This window comes from Blautia pseudococcoides (genome assembly GCF_001689125.2).
Taxonomy (GTDB): domain Bacteria; phylum Bacillota; class Clostridia; order Lachnospirales; family Lachnospiraceae; genus Blautia; species Blautia pseudococcoides.
In genome coordinates this window covers 604,354-625,037 of the sequence record NZ_CP015405.2, presented here as the reverse complement: position 1 = coordinate 625,037, position 20,684 = coordinate 604,354, and the positions used below count along the sequence as shown (strand labels likewise).

General features: G+C 46.9%; 20 protein-coding genes. 8 read left to right on the top strand and 12 right to left on the bottom strand.

Translation table 11 applies throughout. The features are described 5' to 3' along the window. Positions 1 to 5: 5 nt before the first annotated feature. From A4V09_RS02900 to nrdR, 9 genes are all read right to left on the bottom strand, one after another. Positions 6 to 440 carry a MarR family winged helix-turn-helix transcriptional regulator gene (locus tag A4V09_RS02900; RefSeq protein WP_065541015.1) on the bottom strand — a complete coding sequence of 145 codons (435 nt, stop codon included), beginning with the start codon at positions 438 to 440 and terminating at the stop codon, positions 6 to 8. A gap of 240 nt (positions 441 to 680) precedes the next feature. Beyond that, a complete protein-coding gene (locus A4V09_RS02895; protein ID WP_065541014.1) occupies positions 681 to 2,069 on the bottom strand; it encodes an MATE family efflux transporter in 1,389 nt (462 codons plus the stop codon). Positions 2,070 to 2,117: 48 nt separating this feature from the next. Further along, entirely contained in the window at positions 2,118 to 3,338 is a 1,221-nt protein-coding gene (locus tag A4V09_RS02890) for an aminotransferase class I/II-fold pyridoxal phosphate-dependent enzyme (protein WP_065541013.1), read from the bottom strand. 731 nt (positions 3,339 to 4,069) lie between these two features. Beyond that, complete coding sequence (locus A4V09_RS02885; protein WP_065541012.1) at positions 4,070 to 4,795, bottom strand: ABC transporter ATP-binding protein; 726 nt, start codon at positions 4,793 to 4,795, stop codon at positions 4,070 to 4,072. Continuing rightward, the gene (locus A4V09_RS02880) at positions 4,795 to 5,625 is read right to left on the bottom strand and encodes an ABC transporter ATP-binding protein (protein ID WP_065541011.1); all 831 of its coding nucleotides are present in this window, start codon (positions 5,623 to 5,625) and stop codon (positions 4,795 to 4,797) included. Before A4V09_RS02880 ends, A4V09_RS02885 begins: the two co-directional genes overlap by 1 nt. A 1-nt stretch (position 5,626) precedes the next feature. Beyond that, on the bottom strand, positions 5,627 to 6,439 hold the full coding sequence (locus A4V09_RS02875; protein ID WP_084043411.1) for an ABC transporter permease: 813 nt from the start codon (positions 6,437 to 6,439) through the stop codon (positions 5,627 to 5,629). Positions 6,440 to 6,454: 15 nt separating this feature from the next. Continuing rightward, on the bottom strand, positions 6,455 to 7,399 hold the full coding sequence (locus A4V09_RS02870; protein ID WP_065541010.1) for an ABC transporter permease: 945 nt from the start codon (positions 7,397 to 7,399) through the stop codon (positions 6,455 to 6,457). A 31-nt stretch (positions 7,400 to 7,430) separates the two neighbouring features. After that, positions 7,431 to 9,002: an ABC transporter substrate-binding protein gene (locus A4V09_RS02865; RefSeq protein WP_065544606.1), complete on the bottom strand. Its 1,572-nt coding sequence runs from the start codon at positions 9,000 to 9,002 to the stop codon at positions 7,431 to 7,433. A 290-nt stretch (positions 9,003 to 9,292) separates the two neighbouring features. After that, positions 9,293 to 9,742, bottom strand: coding sequence for a transcriptional regulator NrdR (gene nrdR, locus A4V09_RS02860; protein ID WP_033142657.1), 450 nt, complete (start codon positions 9,740 to 9,742; stop codon positions 9,293 to 9,295). 204 nt (positions 9,743 to 9,946) lie between these two features. Between nrdR and A4V09_RS02855 the strand changes: the two genes are divergently transcribed. From A4V09_RS02855 to A4V09_RS02845, 3 genes are all read left to right on the top strand, one after another. Continuing rightward, entirely contained in the window at positions 9,947 to 10,675 is a 729-nt protein-coding gene (locus tag A4V09_RS02855; RefSeq protein ID WP_065541009.1) for a radical SAM protein, read from the top strand. Further along, on the top strand, positions 10,668 to 11,402 hold the full coding sequence (locus tag A4V09_RS02850) for a queuosine precursor transporter (RefSeq protein WP_065541008.1): 735 nt from the start codon (positions 10,668 to 10,670) through the stop codon (positions 11,400 to 11,402). Before A4V09_RS02855 ends, A4V09_RS02850 begins: the two co-directional genes overlap by 8 nt. Before the next feature lie 67 nt (positions 11,403 to 11,469). After that, positions 11,470 to 12,501, top strand: a complete 1,032-nt coding sequence (locus A4V09_RS02845) for a M42 family metallopeptidase (RefSeq protein ID WP_065544605.1) — start codon at positions 11,470 to 11,472, stop codon at positions 12,499 to 12,501. A 355-nt stretch (positions 12,502 to 12,856) separates the two neighbouring features. Here the strand turns inward: A4V09_RS02845 and A4V09_RS02840 are convergent, their stop codons facing one another. Then, positions 12,857 to 13,366 carry an L-2-amino-thiazoline-4-carboxylic acid hydrolase gene (locus A4V09_RS02840; RefSeq protein WP_065541007.1) on the bottom strand — a complete coding sequence of 170 codons (510 nt, stop codon included), beginning with the start codon at positions 13,364 to 13,366 and terminating at the stop codon, positions 12,857 to 12,859. Positions 13,367 to 13,659: 293 nt separating this feature from the next. On the opposite strand from A4V09_RS02840, the gene A4V09_RS02835 reads away from it, so the two are divergent. From A4V09_RS02835 to A4V09_RS02815, 5 genes are all read left to right on the top strand, one after another. Continuing rightward, a complete protein-coding gene (locus A4V09_RS02835) occupies positions 13,660 to 14,061 on the top strand; it encodes an HIT family protein (RefSeq protein WP_330396566.1) in 402 nt (133 codons plus the stop codon). 19 nt (positions 14,062 to 14,080) lie between these two features. Continuing rightward, a complete protein-coding gene (locus A4V09_RS26655) occupies positions 14,081 to 14,287 on the top strand; it encodes a hypothetical protein (RefSeq protein WP_330396502.1) in 207 nt (68 codons plus the stop codon). A 266-nt stretch (positions 14,288 to 14,553) separates the two neighbouring features. Further along, entirely contained in the window at positions 14,554 to 15,333 is a 780-nt protein-coding gene (gene sigG, locus A4V09_RS02825; protein WP_065541005.1) for an RNA polymerase sporulation sigma factor SigG, read from the top strand. Between the two features lie 384 nt (positions 15,334 to 15,717). Continuing rightward, positions 15,718 to 17,679, top strand: coding sequence for a threonine--tRNA ligase (gene thrS / locus A4V09_RS02820; protein ID WP_065541004.1), 1,962 nt, complete (start codon positions 15,718 to 15,720; stop codon positions 17,677 to 17,679). 69 nt (positions 17,680 to 17,748) lie between these two features. Then, positions 17,749 to 18,576 carry an undecaprenyl-diphosphate phosphatase gene (locus A4V09_RS02815; protein ID WP_065541003.1) on the top strand — a complete coding sequence of 276 codons (828 nt, stop codon included), beginning with the start codon at positions 17,749 to 17,751 and terminating at the stop codon, positions 18,574 to 18,576. A 72-nt stretch (positions 18,577 to 18,648) separates the two neighbouring features. Here the strand turns inward: A4V09_RS02815 and A4V09_RS02810 are convergent, their stop codons facing one another. Both A4V09_RS02810 and A4V09_RS02805 read right to left on the bottom strand, forming a co-directional pair. Beyond that, complete coding sequence (locus A4V09_RS02810) at positions 18,649 to 20,151, bottom strand: alpha-N-arabinofuranosidase (protein WP_065541002.1); 1,503 nt, start codon at positions 20,149 to 20,151, stop codon at positions 18,649 to 18,651. Positions 20,152 to 20,213: 62 nt separating this feature from the next. Then, positions 20,214 to 20,609, bottom strand: a complete 396-nt coding sequence (locus A4V09_RS02805; RefSeq protein WP_065541001.1) for a hypothetical protein — start codon at positions 20,607 to 20,609, stop codon at positions 20,214 to 20,216. Between the last annotated feature and the right edge of the window lie 75 nt (positions 20,610 to 20,684).

Sequence of the window (20,684 nt, the reverse complement as noted above, 5' to 3'; positions counted from 1 at the left end):
TTAGTTTATTTAGTCTGTTCCAGGTTCTCGATCATCTGTTTGAAAAATCGTTTCATGAGACAGATTTCGCTCTCAGAAAAGCCGCGGAAAATGGCATTTTCACTGTCTTCCACCATTTTTTGGACATTTTCGGTTAGCTCGCGTCCTTTGGGACTCAGATAAATACGGCTCATGCGCTGATCTTTCTCATCCGTCCTGCGGATGATCAGACCCGATTTCTCCATTCTTTTAATTGAGACTGCTACTGTAGGAGGTTTTATTTTCATCTCCTGTGATATTTCCCGCTGACTCAATCCCTCTTTTTTCCCCAGCAGATGAAGCATGGGCACCTGCCTGGGATGCACATCCATCTCCCGCAGCGCATCATAGGCCCTGCCAAAATACATATGGGTTGTTTTTAAAAACAGACTTTGCAGGCTGTCATCATTTTTGCATATCATCTCTACCGCCTCCCTTCTCATTAGTTAGTCGACTAACATAGTTTATCCCAATATTTATCAAATTTCAATATAAAGCTTTATATTTTATCCTTTTTTTATATTTTCTTTATCTTATTTTATTAGCCGTCTAATCTTTTCGTTACAACCGGCTAACGAAAAAACAGCCAAAAAAAAGCATCGTGCAGACGATATTTTCGTCAATCGCACGATGCGTATTCATGATCGCTATTCTTTTTTTCGTCATGCTTTTTCCCTGGAAAGCGCAGGCCACATAATACACAGCATAGTAACAAAACAGGCGATGCCGCCGATAAAATTCGAGATCGGCTCTGCCAAAAACACGCCGTTTACTCCAAGACCGGCCATGTGGGGCAGGATAAGGGTGAGCGGCACCACGATCACAGCCTTCCTGAGCAGGGAAAAGAAAATTGCCTGTTTGGCTTTTCCAAGGCCTGTAAAAACCGTCTGCCCGGAAAACTGCAGGGACATAAAACAGAATCCAAAGAAATAGATCCTCATGGCATGGACGCCTGCCTCCATCAGTTCCCCGCTTCCATTGAAAACGGCGATAAAGGCGCCGGGTACCAGCATCGTCAGGATCCAGACCACCGTGGTATATCCAATACAGATGACAGACATAAATTTAATTCCCTGTTTTACCCGTTCATATTTGCCCGCACCGTAATTATAGCCTATGACCGGCTGTGCCCCCTGCGTAAAACCATTGACAGGGACACTCAGAACTTCCCGCACAGAGTTGATGATGGTCATGACCCCCACATAGACATCCCCGCCAAAGCTCTGCAGCGTAACATTGCAGACAATCTGTACCATACAGTTGGTAGCCTGCATGATAAACCCGGAAAGCCCAAGAGCCAGAATGTCTTTCACATATGCAATTTTCAGCTTCATACACCCTGCCCTGAGTCTGAGAAGGGTCCGCCTGCCTGTCAGGAACCGCACGATCCACAGGGCTGATACCGCCTGGGAGATGACTGTGGCAATTGCCGCTCCCCGGACTCCCATATGAAACAGGAAAATAAATACAGGGTCCAGCACAATATTGATAACAGCCCCGATCAGTACCGTCAGCATACCGATTCCGGCAAATCCCTGGCAGTTTATAAATCCATTCATCCCCATACTGATCATGACAAACACACTGCCCAGCAGATAAATGCTGATATAATCATTTGCATAGGGAAATGTGGCATCACTTGCGCCCAGCGCATACAACAAAGGCCGTTTCACCGCAAGACCCAGGATAATGATCAGAACACCGGCGATCACCACCAGAGCAAAGGCATTTCCCATGATCGTCTCAGCCTTATCATCCTCCTGTTTTCCCCTTGCGATAGAACAGAGCGGAGGCCCCCCGGTCCCGATCAGGAAAGCAAACGCCATGACCACTGTAATAATGGGAAATGAGACCCCCACACCGGTCAGCGCAGAGGAATCCGCTCCCGGAATACGCCCTATGTACATTCTGTCCACAATACTATAAAGCACATTGATAAACTGCCCTGCCATAAGCGGCAGCGAAAGCCTTAAAATATTCCCAGGGATATTTCCCTGGGAAAAATCATGCTCCTCCTTATGGGCCTCATGCAGTTTTTTCATCCATTGCATTAATTACTACACTTCCTTTCAACAAGACCGGCCCAGAGCGTACCATGTCTAAAGCTTCTGCTGATAATCGCTCAGGAAATCGGCCAGCTTGTCTGCCGCGCTTTTAAGCTGTTCCAGATTGGGCAGATAAACAATGCGGAAATGGTCCGGTTCTCCCCAGTTAAATCCTTTGCCGTGGGTGAGGAGCACCTTCTTCTCTTTCAAAAAGTCCAGGACAAACTTCTCATCATCCAGAATATGAAAGCGTTTTGTATCTATCTTCGGAAAGATGTAGAAAGCCGCTTTTGGCTTCACAGCAGACAGTCCGGGAATATCATTGACTGCTTTGTAGATATATTCCCGCTGTTCATAGATACGTCCCCCCGGCTGCAGGTATTCCTGGACACTCTGAAATCCACCCAGGGCTGTCTGCACAATGGACTGTGCCGGCACATTGGAGCAGAGGCGCATATTGGAAAGCATGTTCAGCCCTTCAATATACCCTTTTGCCCTCTCCTTCGGTCCGCTCAGAACCATCCAGCCGCAGCGGAAGCCTGCCACCATGTGGGATTTGGAAAGGCCGTTCATGGTGACACAGAACACATCCGGAGCCAGGGCAGCGATGGAATGGTGGACCACACCGTCCATGGTCAAACGGTCATAGATCTCATCAGAGAAAATCATCAGATCATGCTCTCTGGCAAGGGCAGCGATCTCCTCCAGCACCTCTTTCGGATAAACAGCCCCCGTGGGATTATTGGGATTGATGATCACAATGGCTTTCGTCTTATCCGTGATCTTGCTGCGCATATCTTCTATATCCGGATACCAGTCTGACTGCTCATCACAGATATAATGCACAGCCTTTCCTCCGGCCAGTGTCACACAGCCCGTCCACAGCGGATAGTCCGGGGAAGGTACCAGGATCTCATCCCCGTCATCAATAAGCCCCTGGGTTACCATATTGATGAGTTCACTGACGCCGTTACCCGTATAGATATCCTCCAGGGCTACATCTTTTATTTTTTTGATCTGGCAATACTGCATAATTGCTTTTCTGGCAGCAAATATCCCGTGGGAATCTGAATATCCCTGAGAGTCCCGGAGCGTGTAGATCATATCCAGGATCACTTCCTCCGGGGCGTTGAAACCAAAAGGTGCCGGATTGCCGATGTTTAATTTTAAAACATCAATGCCACTTTCCTGCATCCGGTTCGCCTCATCCAGCACCGGTCCCCGGACATCATAGCAAACGTTGTCTAATTTTGAAGATTTATCAAAAGTTTTCATGTTGGCTCTCCTCTCCATTTTTCCCAATATATTCCTCTGGGAACATTGTATATGCCCATTTAGGCATATTTTTTCACGTGGCTGCCGTGAAGTTTGCATTGGCAATTCCTTTCCTATCTGTATCAGATGGAAGATTTTTGCTGATTATGTTGAAAATTTTATCACTTCGCCGTGGAAAACGCAAGCGGCATGATGCTTTTTATGTGGTAAAAAGTGCTATGTTTGTAACCGTTAGGGTATGTATGTCCGGACGCCGAACCCGGCCGCAGGCTTCCCCGCACGGGCGGGAGCAGAGAACTTACAAGCTAATGCGTAAGCCGCACTAAGTTCATCGCCTTAGGGCTCTTCACTAAGTGCTTGCTAACGCATGGATCTTGTAAGCTTCTCTAAACGCTCCTAAACGCCCGTGCGGGGAAGCCTGCGGCCGGGTTCGGCTGACTTTGAATGTGGAACAGTTGGCAGTCGCTAGTCATTGAATAAATAGAAAAATGCGGACAGAAGGGCCTATGAATTACTCTGGCTTCTTTGAAAAACAGCCGGGTCTGGTCATAAGCCTGCCTGTACGGGCGTTTCAGGAGCGCTTAGAGAAGCTTACGAGATCCACACGCTAGCAAGCACTTAGTGAAGAGCCCTAAGGCGATGAACTTAGTGCGGGTTGCGTGTTAGCTCGGAAGTTCTCTGCTCCCGTCCGTACAGGCAGGCTTATGACCAGACCCGGCGTCCGCCAAATGTCACATTCCTTCCACATCTAATGTGGCTGCCATCAACTCTTTTGTATATGCAGCTTTTGGACAGGAAAATACCTCCTCCACATCCCCTTCCTCCACAATCCTTCCGTCCCTCATCACCAGAACCCTGTCGCACATCTGGTAGATCACATTCAGATCATGGGAAATAAAAAGAACGGAGAACTTCATCTCCTCCTGAAGCTTTATGATCAGTTCCATGATCTGCCTCTGGATCGTCACATCCAATGCGGATACCGGTTCATCCGCTATAATAAACCGTGCCCCCTGGAGAAGGGAAGCCGCTATACTCACTCTCTGGCGCTGACCGCCGGACAATTCCCGGGGATGCCGCTTCAGATGTTCCTTGGAAAGCCCTGTCTTTTCTGCCATAGCCAGGACTCTTCTTCGGCGCTCCTCTTTGGGAACTTTCTGCATGCGCAGCGGTTCCTCCAGGATCCATTCCACTCGTTTTCCCGGATTGAGGGAAGAATATGGGTCCTGGAATATCATCTGCGGATGTTTCGTGTGATGTATGATCTCACCTTCCCGCACATTCACAAATCCTAATATCGCTTTGGAAAGCGTGGTTTTTCCGCAGCCGCTCTCGCCCACAAGCCCCAGGATCTCATTCTCCCGGACAGTAAGATCAACATCTTTTAAAACCTGCTGCTCTTTTCTGCCCTCCCGGTAAGATGCGCTTACATGCTTCACTTCCAGTACAGGTTCCATTACCCCTCCCCCCTTTCCTGTTTCGCCGCCCGTTTTCTAAGCGAGGTCCTTCGGTTTGGTATGGCAGCCAAAAGCTTCCTGGTATATTCCATGGAAGGATGTTCAAATATATCCTGCACATTCCCCTGTTCCACGGCCTCCCCCCGGTTCATCACAATGACACGGCTGCAGAGGTGGCGGATAACCCCCAGATCATGGGAGATAAAGAGGATTGCCGTACCCTGTTCTTTATTGATTCTCTGAAGGAGTTTTAAGATCTGTGCCTGTATGGTCACATCCAATGCTGTGGTTGGCTCGTCCGCGATCAAAAGTTTAGGTTCCATCACAAGCGCTGCTGCGATCATGACCCGCTGCCGCATACCGCCAGAGAGCTGATGGGGGTACTTTCCGTACAACAGTTCCGGATTGGGAAGCTCCACATTTTTCATCATCGCCAGAGCCCTTGCTTTTCGCTCCTTAGCGCTGTAAGGGCTGTGGATTCCCATGGCCTCTTCCACCTGTTCTCCGATTGTCATTACCGGGTTTAAGGAAGTCATGGGTTCCTGAAAAACAATGCCTATTTCTTTTCCCCGGATACTCCGGAGTTCTTCTTTCGGCATTTTCAGAATATTCCTGCCCTGAAACAGGATCTCTCCTCTGGGCATTCTTGCGTGTTCCCCCAAAAGTCCCATGACAGACAGGGCTGTCTGTGTTTTTCCGGAACCCGATTCTCCTACAATCCCCAGTATTTCTCCTTCCTCCATACAAAAAGAAATGTCCTCCACAATTTTCGTAGGCGGGACTGTATCATGAAATTCAATTGCCAGATTTTTTATTTCCAATAACGCCATATCACTTCCCGCCTTTCTTCTGCAGACCATCACTCAGCAAAGAAAATCCCAGTGCCAGAAGGATAACCGCCACCCCTGGAAACAGGGCACACCAGGGGGCTGTTGCCAGATACGCCTGGGATTCCGACAGCATTCTTCCAAGGCTGGCATCCGGCGGCTGCACGCCGATCCCCAGATAACTCATCCCCGCCTCAGCCAAAACGGCATTATTAAATCCAATGGCAGCTGTTGCCAGAATTGTGGGAAGTGTATTTGGAAGAATATGCACAAAAATGATCCGCAGATGGGATGCGCCCATCAGTCTCGCACTTTTTACATAATCCATTTCCCTCTGGGAAATAAATTCACTTCTGGTCATACGGGCAAAGCTTGGGATAAATACCACGCCAAGGGCCAGGATCACGTTATATTTTCCCGGTCCTAAAATACTGATAAATACCAGTGCCAGCAATATACTGGGAAACGAAACCACAGCGTCATTGAAGCGCATCAGCACCTCATCCAGCCACCCGCCGAAATATCCGGTAAACGCACCCACCAAAAGTCCGGCCCCGCCTCCGATGAGAACCGTTGCCGCACCCACAAAAAAGGTGGTCCCCGTCCCCTTCATGACACGGCTTAAAATATCCCGCCCAAACTGGTCACATCCAAACAGGTGGGCAAAAGAAGGTGCCGCAAATTTTGCCCCGCCGCTCATGGCATCCGGATCATAAGGGGTATACAAAAGTCCGATCAGCATAAACAGCAGCATGCATCCAGCAAGGGAAGCACCGACGAACAAATTGCCCGGCATGTTTTTTCTGTCTTTTCTCATCTTCTCTCCTCCTGCCTATGCATCCATGCGGATCCGTGGGTCTATTTTTCCATATAAAATATCCACTGCGAAATTTATGATAACCACCATAGCCGCGATCAGCACAATGATCCCCTGGACAACCGGGTAATCCCTGTTGGATATGGAGGTGATCAACAGACTGCCCATACCGGGAATGGTAAATACCTGTTCCAGAATAATGCTGTTTGCCATCATATCAGCAATGGTCATAGCCCAGAATGTGAGCACCGGGATCAGTGCATTTTTCAGGACATGTCTGTAGAGGACCCGTCCTGCCCTGTTTCCCCGGCTGTAGGCAGTCCGCACATAGTCCATACGAAGCTGTGTGATCACAGAACTGCGCAGCATTTTCACTGCCATTGCGCTTTTGGGAAGTGCAATGGCTATACTGGGCGCTATAAGGTATGCCAGAAATCCCCCGAAGCTTTCTGAGGGGGAAACATACGCACCGGGCGTAAACCACCTGAGCACCAGTCCGAACAAATACGTGATCAAGATGCCCAGAAAAAATCCGGGTACTGACATGATCACCTGATTACAGGTCATGAGAAGGCGGTCAAGCCTGCCGCCCTCATGCTGTGCAGTTAAAATACCGAGCGGAATGGAAAACAGCAGGATAATAAAAAAGCCTATCAGCACCATGGTGATATTGATGGGTATTTTATCTGCCAGCATATCCCGCACCGGCATGGAATAGCTGTAGGAATCTCCCATATCTCCGGTCACAAAATCCTTTAGCCACAGACCGTAACGGACAAGCACCGGTTTGTCCAGCCCCATCCCATGCCGTAATGCCTCTACCTGTTCTTTTGTGGCCTCTGTTCCCAGTTTTGATATTGCCGCGTCACCGGGGATCACGGAAAAGGCCATAAAAGACAGAAAAGAGACAATTAACAATGTTATAATGAGAGTACCTATTTTTTTCACAATATATTTCATTCTGTCTTTCTCCTTTTCCGTGCCCCATTCTTTATTTTATCTTATAAATCTTTGCCATATCCAGCACATACAGAGGATAGAATGTAAAGCCGCCGTATGACTTTCTCAGTGCAACCTCTGATGCCATATCCTGGATGTAGACATTTGCCGCATGATCTGCCAGAATGGTTTCCATCTTTTTGTAAAGTTCTGTCTGTTCCCCGTCGTCTGTGCTTTTCTTTACCTGCTGATAGAGTTTATCATACTCTTCATTGCTGAAGTTTATAAAATTTTTGGAAGCATCTGAGGTAAAGCGCTCCAGCAGGGCCCGGCCGCTTAAATAAGCTGCATCCACACCAACTACAGTAGACTGGAATTTCCTGTCACCGTACACATCACTGAGCCAGCTGTCCCATTCCACAAGCCGGATCTCAGCGTTGACACCGATCTGTTTTAACTGCTCCACCAAAATCTGGGCCGTGTCCACATGCTGCTGGTAATTGGACGGTACGGTGATGGTCATGTCAAATCCATCCGGATATCCGGCTTCAGCCAGCAGTTCTTTTGCTTTCTTCACATCCTGAGGGTATTTGTCTGCAAGTTCAGGCATGTAGTATTTGTCAAAAGCCGGGAACATACTGCTGCCGATTATGGTTCCTTTTCCGTCTGCGATCATATCCAGGACATCCTGACGGTTCACTGCATAACAGAGAGCCTGGCGTACCTTTATATCATCAAAAGGGGCTTCCGCATTGTTCAGATATAGTGCCTGTACCAGATTCATGCCGCCTTCATAGATGGTAAAATCCTCACCTTTGAGCTGGGCAGACTGGTTGGAGTCAATACGTGCCACCATATCCAGGGAGCCGCCTTTTAGTCCGGTCACAATGGCATTGCTGTCACTTACCACTTTAAAGGTAACTTCATCCAGATATGCCTGATGCTCACGATCCCAGTAGTCTGCGAATTTTTTGATCTTAATATTCTCCTGAGGAGAACGGGACTCATACATAAACGGGCCTGTCCCCACCGGGTTGGCTGCCAGGTCCTGCACATCTTTTGGGATGACTGCCACAATAAGATATGCCAAAAATTCTGTGTCAGCTTCTTTTAAATGGATGACAATGGTTTTGTCATCGGGAGTTTCAACGTTTTCCACATTAGAAAAAGCCGCTATCAACGGTTCTGTTCCTTCCGTGATACCGGCGCATCGCTCGATCGAATATTTCACATCGTCTACGGTAACGTCCGCTCCATTGTGGAATTTTACGCCTTCACGCAGTGTAAAGGTGTAAGTCCTGCCATCCTCTGAAATGGTGTGCGACTGGGCTACTGCATCAATGTAATTGCCTTTTTCATCCGGCTTTACTAAGCCTTCATAAATATTGAATAGGACTTCTTTGGTTCCTGCCGCTACCGATTTGTGTGGGTCAAGACTATCCTCTATATCCTGAGGAATTCCTACTACAATGGAACCTCCCATGGTTGGTTCCGCTTTTGTTTCTGTGGAACTTTCGTTGTTTTTGGACTCTTTACCGCTTTCCTTTTTGTCTTGGCAGCCGCCGAGTACAGTAGTCAGGGTAAGTGCAAAGAGAAGTGTTAAAATGAATCTTACTCTTTTCATGGTTTCTCCTTTAAACATTAGAAGTTCCCTCATTATTTAATTGTCATGGTTATTGTATCGAAATGATGGGGGGATTGCAAGTATTATTTAGGATACATGGGAAGGTTTACGAGATTTGGAGGGAATGAGGGGGCCGGCCCGGCCCCCTCATTCCCTCCAAATCCGGTAGGTTTTGGCTGTAAAAGGGTGCAGCGGGTTGGCTTCGGAAGGTTTGATGGGAGGACTTAGTTAAATAGGGTGATGCAGATATTTGTTTTGCGCAATTTATAATGGACGCACTTTGTTTAAAATTAATTCAGGATTTTTTTTAGTTCGTCCATGAAGGTGTTTACGTCTTTAAATTCGCGGTAGACGGAGGCGAAGCGGACGTAGGTTACGGCGTCTAAGTCTTTTAGTTTGTCCATGACGATTTCACCGATCTCGGTGCTGGGGATTTCACGGTCTTCTTTGTTGAAGATTTCGGTTTCGATCTCGTCGATGATCTTCTCAATCTGTTCCACCGAGATTGGACGCTTGTAGCAGGCGCGCATGATGCCGTCCTGGATTTTGGTGCGGTCGTATTGCTCCCGGCTCTGGTCTTTTTTGATGACCACCAGAGGGATTGTCTCTATTTTCTCGTAGGTGGTGAAGCGCTTGCCGCACTCGTCACATTGTCTCCTTCTTCGGATGGAATTATTATCTGGAACCGGTCTGGAATCTATGACACGGGTGTTGTCTTGATTGCAAAATGGACATTTCATTTAAAAGTCCTCCTTGATATGTTATGTAAAGTTATCTATGGCTTAGTATAGTACAGATAGACGTCTTACGTCAATGATTTTCCCTTGTATTTTTGCAGGTTTTCTGCTAAAATGTGCCTCATGGAAACCCCTTGTTTTTAAATGGTTTCCAAAAAGACAGTTCGTAACCATCCTGTCTATAATTAAAACTAAGGAGAGAAAAAAATGAGTATTCAGGAACCAAGTAACCGTTATAGTGTAATACGGGAAAAGAATCCCCGGGAGATTTTGCTCCTTCGGGGAAGCGGCTGTAAATGGCGCCGCTGTACATTCTGTGATTATCATCTGGATTTTTCCAGGGATGAGGAAGCTAATTTTCATTTGAATCAGGCGGAGCTTGCTAAGGTCACAGGCTGTTTTCACAGACTGGAAGTGATCAACTCAGGTAGTTTCTGTGACCTGGATGAGAAGACTTTACGACTGATACGTGAGGTCTGTGCGGAAAAAAGGATACGGGAGCTGCATTTTGAATGTCACTGGATGCATAAGGATGCGATCCAGGCAGCACGTGATTTTTTCGCAGAGAAAGGTATCTGTCTGAAGATCAAGATGGGAGTGGAGACTTTTGATGAGGAATTTCGTGAAAAGGTTCTCCAAAAGGGAATTGCTGCCGCTTCTCCCCGGGAAATTGCCAAATACGCAGATGAGGTATGTCTGTTGTTCGGCCTTACAGGTCAGACGTTTACTTCTATGAAAAGTGATATAGAGACAGGGCTTTCTTTATTTGAGAGGATCTGCATCAATGTTATGGTGGAGAATTCCACTAAAATGAAGCCGGACAGGGATGTGATACGGATATTTGCCCAAAATCTTTATCCTGTCTATATAGAGAATGAGCGGGTTGATATCCTGATGGAAAACACCGAATTTGGGGTAGGTGACAAATATGAGTAATGAAATTTTGTTAATCGTATCCCTGGTGCTGATCTATAGTTTTGTATTGCTGGCATATTACTTTTTTGATGTATCCGGCCTGTATGGATGGACTGTTTTCTGTACCATCACTGCCAACATTGAAGTATTGCTTATGGTGAGGGCTTTTGGCATGGAGCAGACCCTGGGAAATATACTGTTTGCCTCGTCTTTTCTTGTGACCGATATTATCAGTGAGATCGGCGGAAAGAAACAGGCACAGAAAGCCGTCAACCTGGGGATCTGTACTTCCTGCTGTTTTATACTGGTTTCCCAGATGTGGCTTTTGTATACGCCTTCAGCTAACGACTGGGCAAGTCCTGCGTTCCATACGATTTTTTCCAACACACCGCGCCTGCTTTTTGCCAGTCTGCTGGTTTACGCGGTGTCTCAGAAATTTGATGTGTGGGCTTATCATAAATGGTGGGCATTTACCACAAAACGGTTTGGAGATGCGGAAAGTTTTTTATGGCTTCGTAATAACGGTTCCACCTTGGTATCACAGCTTTTGAATACAATGTTATATACCTTTGGTGCATTTTGGGGCATGTATCCGCTTTCGGTGCTTCTGCATATCTGTATTTCCAGCTATGTGATTTTTGTATTTACCAGCCTGCTTGACACACCTTTTGTATATATGGCTCGTTGGATGAAACATAAAAAAGATGGAGCCGCGGCAAAAAAGAAAAATGCTGCGCTTGAAATGTAACTTGTTCAGGGTGCCTGCTGTTGTAAACGGTATGCACTCTGTTTTAGATCAGGAGGAGAATGGTATGATGGACAAGTATTTAGAATACATATTGGAACAGATGAAAATGCTTCTGGCAATTGACAGTCCGTCGGGATACACACAGGAAGTTACGGATTATCTGATGGAGGAATATAAAAGATTGGGATTTCTCCCTGAAAAAACCGTCAAAGGGGGTGTGCTGGTGGACCTGGAAAGCGGCGACAGGGCAAACGGAGTTCTTTTGGAGGCTCATGTGGATACCCTGGGCGCTATGGTCTCAGAGATCAAAAGTAATGGACGGCTGAAGATCACACCTATAGGCGGAATGAACGCCAATAATGCAGAGGCGGAAAACTGCAGGATCATTACCCGTTTTGACGGCATTTATGAGGGAACCTGCCAGCTTGCCAATGCTTCGGTCCATGTAAACGGGGAATATGATAAAACCGGAAGAACATTTGATACCCTGGAGATCGTGCCGGATGAACCTATCGCTGACAGGGAGGCTGCAGCCGCACTTGGGATCTCCACAGGGGATTATGTATGTTTTGACCCCAGAACAGTGATAACCAGATCTGGATATATTAAAAGCCGTTTTCTGGATGACAAACTCAGCGCCGCTGTTTTACTGGGTTATGCAAAATATGTGAAAGATGAAAAGATAACGCTGGCAAACAGAGTCTATCAGCATATGACCGTATTTGAGGAGGTAGGCCACGGCGGGGCTGCCTCTGTTCCGGATGGGGTGACGGAGGTGATCTCTGTTGACATGGGATGTGTCGGTGAGGGTCTTAGCTGCACAGAACGGCAGGTATCTATCTGTGCCAAGGACAGCAGGGGGCCTTATAATTTTGATTTAGTTACATCACTGGTGAAAACAGCCCGGGATATGGGGCTTTCGTATGCGGTAGATGTGTATCCTCATTATGGGTCAGATGCAGACGTGGCACTTACCGCAGGATATGATGTGCGGCATGGATTGATCGGGCCCGGAGTATATGCTTCACACGGGTACGAGAGAAGCCATGTGGACGGCGTTCTGAATACATTCCTGCTTTTAAAAGGATATCTTGGATAAAACGGTGCTTTCTCTCTGTTTTGCGATACCGCCGCGTTAGCTCCCATGGGGAAAAGACTGCCACCCCGAGACCATTATCCGCATAATATGACAGATCAGGCAATTCCGCTGCGCCTGGCAGGACAGGTACCCTGCTGCGTTCTTCCTGATAACATAACAGGGCAGGTTCTTTTGCATCTGCCATATGTTCACGTGTAAAATTGATAGTCATCATGTACTCTCCTTTTTTGATGGCAGAGTATATCTGCGGCTTGCCATTGCATGTATCTGAAACTGTTTTGGACAAACTGTGCGCCACCTTTTGTGGGTTATACAGATCACCGGAATGAATTTCAAGACACACTTCTATGCAGGATTATTTTTTGTGGTAATATAAACGGCATACATCATCACCTTTGGCTATGGATTTCAGAAGCTTCAGCCGTCCCCCGTAAGCTTCACCTATACCATGGTCACCGCACATGGCAATGTCGCAGAGTTTCCGTATTTCCTCGTCAGAACAGCCGGCTTTCTGCCAGGCTTTCACTAATGGGCAATAATGAAAATCAATTGCCAGCTCTTTTTCTGTGCTCTTTCTGATCTTCATCTCAAATACCCACTGGGCGGGTTTGGTAAAAAGTTGTTTTCTGAGGCCTTTCAAACTGCTGGTTCCCCCTTGTCTGACCAGCTCCCCGCCTTGTGAAAGACCACAGCGGCGAATGGCTTCGCTTCCGAAATCTTCCCAGGCAAGCCCTCTTTTTCCGGCCTCGTCACACAATAAATACAGCCAGGCCGCCCGCTGCTCAAGCTGTCCCCGGACAGCCTGAATGAGTTTATTCTTTATCTTCGGTTCGTTGTGGATGTTAGATGTGCAAGTATTTGACATATTTTATCCCCCCAATCTTTTTCTCTCTATCATACTTCTAGTGTGTGTTTAAAAATTGCTTTCGGCAAGCTGTGCGTCACACTTTATTTTTCTGCCGTTGTAACCGCAGCATTTTGTGGTATATATTACTTTAACGTAACTGCTCTGCAGGTATGCAAAACGATTGCACTGACCGAAAAAAGTCCTGTCCGGGTAGTCCGGGACGGAAGAAACTGCCCGGTTACGTCTTAATAATTATAGCATGGGGGAGATTTTCCGGCAAATTTAATTTTCATTAAAGCAATAGGGAGGTCCTGGCATATGAACTGTATTTTTGCAATTGTATAGAAGACTCACGAATACTTTATGAGACGGATAATTTTATTGTAGTTTATGATATTGATCCAATTCAGAAAGGCCATTTATTAATTATTACCAAACAGCATTATGGAAATATCCGGGAGGTCCCGGAATCGGTTTTATATGAATTGATCCGGCTGGAACAGCAGGTGGCCGATATTATAGAAACGAATTTTGATGTACTCGGGGTGACCGTTATGCAGAATAACGGTCTGGTTATGGATGAGGGCACACATTTTCATGTACATATCATTCCCCGGTACGCTGACGACCGTTTCTGGGAAAATCAGGCAGTAAAACAACATGAACTGCCACTGGAGCAGCTCTCCCGCTGTTTAGCAGAACAGCTTCACTAAAATTGTGATAGACAGGATATTGCCTGATGATCATTATTTCCGGTTCATATGCACCACCTCCATCCTGTATGGAATCGTCCAGCATATAGCGTTCCTGGTCTCTCCCTACCATCTCTCCTTCAAGCAGGGCGGCGGACACGGCGGTTCCCATCCCCACCTGGTACATGAATTCATCCGCTCTATCATCGAAGAACGAAAACCGGCCAACCGGAATCTGTGCCCATGAATCTGCCATGAAAGGCGGCGAAATGATCACGATCCCCCGGTTTCAACAACTTTAAACATAGTCAAAATCCCTTATTTTCAATACTTTTTTGTTGAAAACAAGGGATTTTTTCGTGTAGATCAACCTCTGTTTTTTCTTTCATCCCATCTGTTTTTCGGAATTGTCAAGGGCTAAAACTTTATTAAATTTTCCGTGTTGTCGTATATTGTCCGCACCAGGTGAGAATCATTTTACTAGACATTAAAATTTCCAGGAGGATTCTTGCAATGGCACTTAATAAAGTTGAAATATGCGGTGTGAACACTTCCAAACTCCCTGTACTTACCAATGAAGAGAAGGACATTCTGTTCGAGCGGATCAAAAAGGGAGATACGGAAGCCAGAGAATTATATATCAAGGGAAATTTGAGGCTGGTGCTCAGTATCATCAAACGTTTCTCCGCCAGCAACGAAAATGTGGATGATTTATTCCAGATTGGCTGCATCGGGCTTATGAAGGCAATTGATAATTTCGATACAACACTGAACGTGAAATTTTCTACTTATGCGGTTCCCATGATCATCGGTGAGATCCGCAGGTATCTGCGGGACAACAACTCCATCCGGGTAAGCCGCTCACTTCGCGATACTGCATATAAAGCCATCTATGCCAAAGAAAATTACGTCAAAAGAAATCTCAAAGAGCCTACCATCAATGAAATTGCCGAGGAGATCGGCATTGAAAAAGAGGATATCGTCTATGCCCTGGACGCCATCCAAAGCCCGGTCAGCCTCTATGAACCTGTGTACACAGAAGGAGGCGACACCCTGTATGTCATGGACCAGATCAGTGACAAGAAAAACAGGGAGGAGAACTGGATTGAAGATCTCTCCCTGAAGGAGGCCATGAAACGCCTGGACGACAGGGAAAAACACATTATTGAAATGCGTTTCTACGAAGGAAAAACCCAGATGGAGGTTGCCCAGGAAATCGGCATCTCCCAGGCCCAGGTCAGCCGCCTGGAAAAGCACGCACTAAAAAATATGAAAAACTACCTGCGTCCCTGACTTGACATTCTCCCCTATAAATGATATGCTAAACACCAATTCAGAGTGTTCCGCAGTCAGACAGACCGGATGTAAAACCACACTCTGCCATACAGCCAACGCGCAGACAGGAAGAGTAAAATGGATATCCATGCAGAGAGGGATGCATACGGTGTGAGCATTCTATGGGGAAGCATTTGAAGACCACCCTGGAGCGGCTTTAACACAGCCCGGCCGACACCGTTATCGTCTGATAAAAGTGGTACACAGTAATTTAAGGTATGGAACAGTTATTGTGTTGACAAAGAGGGTGGAACCGCGGTATCTTGTTTATCGTCCCTGAACAGTCTTCGGATTGTTCAGGGTTTTTTTAATTTCAAAATTATATTTCGGGAGGAAAAAAGTATGAAAATCCAATTAAAAGACGGCTCAGTTAAAGAGTATGCTGAGTCCAGATCCATTATGGACATTGCCTTTGACATAAGCGAAGGACTGGCACGGGCTGCCTGTGCAGGTGAGGTGGACGGCCGGATCGTGGATGTCAGAACAGTTCTTGACAAAGACTGCACTCTGAATATCCTCACAGCCAGAGATCAGGAAGGACTTCGTGTTATACGCCATACCTGCTCCCATGTTCTGGCGGAAGCGGTCAAACACCTGTTCCCGGACGCCAAACTGGCAATCGGCCCTGCTATAGACACGGGCTTCTACTATGATTTTGAGGCCGAACCCTTCTCAAGAGAGGACCTGGACAGGCTGGAAAAAGAGATGAAACGTATCATCAAAAAAGGCAGCAGACTGGAACGGTTTACTCTCCCCAGAGAGGAAGCTATACAGTATATGAAAGAAAAAGAGGAGCCTTACAAGGTAGAATTGATCACAGACCTTCCTGAGGATGCTGAGATTTCCTTCTACTCCCAGGGAGAATTCGTTGACTTATGTGCAGGCCCTCATCTCATGAACACAAAAGGCATCAAAGCATTTAAACTGACCTCCTCCTCAGGTGCCTACTGGAGGGGAGACTCCTCCAAGCCTATGCTCCAGAGGATTTACGGAAGCGCCTTCTCCACAAAAGATGAGCTGAACGAATATCTGCTGCACCTGGAGGATATCAAGAAACGCGACCACAACAAACTGGGACGTGAAATGGAACTCTTCACCACCGTTGATGTGATCGGCCAGGGTCTACCCCTTCTGATGCCCAAAGGCGCCAAAATCATCCAGACACTCCAGAGATGGATTGAAGATGAGGAGGATAACAACTGGGGATACATCCGCACCAAAACGCCCCTGATGGCCAAAAGTGACTTATACAAAATCTCCGGACACTGGGATCACTATAAAGACGGCATGTTTGTGCTGGGGGATGAGGAAACCGACAAAGAAGTGTTTGCCCTGCGTCCCATGACCTGCCCTTTCCAATATTATGTGTATAAATCCAAACAGCGCTCCTACCGGGATCTGCCGCTTCGCTACAGTGAGACTTCCACCCTCTTTAGAAATGAGGACTCCGGTGAAATGCACGGCCTGACACGTGTCCGCCAGTTCACCATCTCAGAGGGACATTTGATCGTCCGCCCGGATCAGATGGTGGAGGAGTTCAAAGGGTGTCTGGCTCTTGCCAAGAAATGTCTGGCCACCCTGGGACTGCAGGATGATGTAACCTATCATTTATCCAAATGGGATCCGGAAAATACGGAAAAGTATATCGGGGATGCAAAGGTATGGGAGCAGACCGAACAGCATATCCGAAATATTTTAACGGAACTGGATGTTCCTTTTGTGGAGGATGCGGGGGAAGCCGCCTTCTACGGCCCCAAAGTAGACATTAACGCCAAAAATGTATACGGCAAAGAGGACACTATGATCACGGTACAGTGGGATGCACTGCTGGCTGAACAGTTTGATATGTACTACATTGACCAGAACGGTGAAAAAGTCCGCCCGTATATTATTCACAGAACTTCCATCGGCTGCTATGAGAGAACCCTTGCATGGCTCATTGAAAAGTATGCCGGCATGTTCCCCACCTGGCTCTGCCCGGAACAGGTCCGTATCCTTCCTATCTCAGAAAAATACCAGGATTACGCAGTCCGTGTAGAAACCGAGTTAAAGAAAAACGGCGTCCTCTGTACCATTGATGAGCGCTCCGAAAAAATCGGCTACAAGATCCGCGAGGCAAGACTCTCAAAGGTTCCTTACATGATCGTAGTGGGAGAAAAGGAAGAGGCGGAAGGAAAAGTGGCAGTCAGAAGCCGTTTCCTGGGTGATGAAGGCCAGAAAACGCTGCAGGATTTCATTGATGCCATCTGCAAAGAGATCCGGACAAAGGAAATCCGCAAAATTGAAGTACAGAACGAAAAGTGATTGACAGCAAAGCTGCCTCATGCACATAGATACTGACCGCACAAAGCATCACAGAAAGGAAAAGACTTCATGGACTTTATAGAAATGATTAAAGCAGTCATTCTCGGCATCATCCAGGGTATCACAGAATGGCTGCCCATAAGCAGCACGGGACATCTGATCTTGTTTGACAATCTCTGGCCCATGACCTCCACACCGGAATTTTTTGAAGTATTCAAGGTTGTTATTCAATTCGGCTCCATACTGGCTGTACTGGTATTGTTTTTCCACAAACTCAACCCCTTTTCTCCAAAGAAAAGTGTATCCGAAAAGCAGGAGACTTTTACTCTGTGGAAAAAGGTAGCGGTAGGGTGCATACCCATCGTGGCTGCCGGTCTTCCGCTGGACATGGTACTGGAGGACTATCTGTCCAGCGTGTACATAATCGCTGCAACCCTGATCCTGTATGGTATTGCCTTTCTTGTCATCGAGAGCAGAAAAAAGCAGCCGAAAATGAAGTCCCTGGAGGCACTGACCTACCGGACAGCTTTTTTCATCGGCTGTTTCCAGGTTTTAGCGGCAATTCCCGGAACCTCAAGAAGCGGTGCCACCATTCTGGGTGCTGTCATCCTGGGCTGTTCCCGTTATGTGGCAAGTGAATTTTCCTTTTTCCTGGCAATACCGGTCATGGCAGGGGCCAGCGGTCTGAAGCTGCTGAAATATTTTTTAAAGACAGGCATGTTCTCCGGATCGGAGTGGATCCTTCTGTTGATCGGAACATTGGTTTCCTTTGTTGTATCCGTATTTGCGATCCGAATGCTCCTGAGCTATATCAGAAAACACGATTTCAAAATATTTGGTATTTACCGTATTATATTGGGTATTATTGTCATCATATATTTCAGCCTTCTGGCATGATAAGACTCAAACAGGGCGCCTTTCAACTGAAAGCGCCCTGTTTTTCCATTGTTCAGCTGTCCCGGCAGTCCGTTATTTCACTGCCAGATGCAGGATACTGCACGCAGGTATAGTAAATGCGATCCCTTTGTCCGTGATCTTCACATTCTTAAATTCTTTCACCTTTACATTTTCCGGTTCCTCGAACGTGTTCATGGCATGCATTTCTTCTGCCAGTATCTCTCCTTTTACCTCTGTCACAGGTTTTTCCAGAATCAGCGCGTCCACATCATAAGCCTCATCCAGGGACAGATTTGTGATGGTAAGGTGCATCACACCCTCTGTATCTACTGAAACCGATTCCGTCATGTTCGGAACATGATACGCATCATCCACACCTATCGTCTTTGTATCCATATGGCTCTCTAAAAGTTCTGCATCCTGATGATATTTATACATATTAAATACATGGTATGTAGGTGTCAGCAGCATTTTCTCCCCCTCTGTCAGAATAACGGACTGGAGGACATTCACAAGCTGAGCCAGATTTGCCATGTGGACACGGTCACTGTGTTTGTTAAAGATGTTCAGGTTGATTCCTGCCACCAGCGCGTCCCTCATGGTGTTCTGCTGATAAAGGAAGCCTGGATTTGTACCCGGTTCTACGGTAAACCAGGTACCCCACTCATCCACGATCATACCGATTTTCTTTTCCGGGTCGTACTTGTCCATAATGGCTCCGTGCCGGTTGATCAGCTCCTCCATATAAAGGGTCTTGCTCAGAGTCTTATACCAGGCCCTATCATCAAAATCCGTTGCACTTCCCTTGATGTCCCATCCCTCCGGATGTGTATAATAATGCAGGGAAAGCCCATCCATAAATCCATGCTGAAAAGTCTGGCTGTGACGGAAGCAGGTATGCAGAACACGCTCTGTCCATTCATAGTCATCCACATTGGCTCCGCATGCAATTTTGTAAATTTTTTTGTCTGCCTTATAATCTCTCACATAAGTCTGGTAACGGCGGTACTCATTGCCGTAAAACTCCGGAGTCATATTGCCCCCGCAGCCCCAGTTCTCATTGCCCACACCAAAGAATGCCACATCCCAGGAGTCCTCATGCCCGTTTTTCTTCCTCAAATCAGCCATGGGCGAAACACCGTCAAACGTCATATATTCCACCCACTCCGACATTTCCTGCACGGTTCCGCTTCCAACATTTCCGTTCACATAGGCTTCACAGCCCAGCTGGCGGCACAGTTCAAAAAACTCATGTGTTCCGAAACTGTTATCCTCCACAACACCGCCCCAGTGAGTATTGATGATTTTCTTTCTGTCCTCTTTCGGCCCGATACCATCCTTCCAGTGATACTCATCCGCAAAACATCCGCCCGGCCAGCGCAGCACCGGTATTTTCATTTCCTTCAGGGCTTCCACCACATCCGTGCGCATACCGTTTACATTGGGAATCGGGGAATTCTCTCCCACATAAAGCCCTTCATAGATACACCTTCCCAGATGCTCGGAAAAGTGCCCGTAAATTTCCTTATGTATTTTGCTCTTCTTTACGTTAGGGTTGATTACCAGTTTTGTCATATTGCATATTCTCCTTTTCGTAACTGTGAAAACCCTGCACAGTTACCTTTTTGATAAGTTTCTTATCTATAGAATATCACTTGTATGCACATTGATACAATTTGTTTTTTATCACCACAGTGTGCCTGCCTTTTGCCACTGCGGTGATCCATATTATCCTGTCGCAGCAAGCGAATCACTCCACCGCCGTAAATCTCCCCTCCATCATAGGGAATGGAAAAAAATACATTTGCCACATTGAGAACCGAGGCCGCAAACACTGCCTTCCAATCCCCGCTGAGCCAGCCAATAGAATACTCCTCCAGATACTCTGCCGTCCCGTAAAAATGCCAGATAACCATATCTATACCACAATACAAGGCAGCTGCTGCCACACAAAATACCGCGCATGTGACAAGAAACCGAAGCAGCCCTTCCGTTTCTCTCCTCACAACCTGAAGGAGACAATAAGCCACCACTCCCTGACCTTTTCCTTAGCAAACAGCGCATAGGCAAATACACCCCCTGATAAATGCCAACACACCACCGACAGG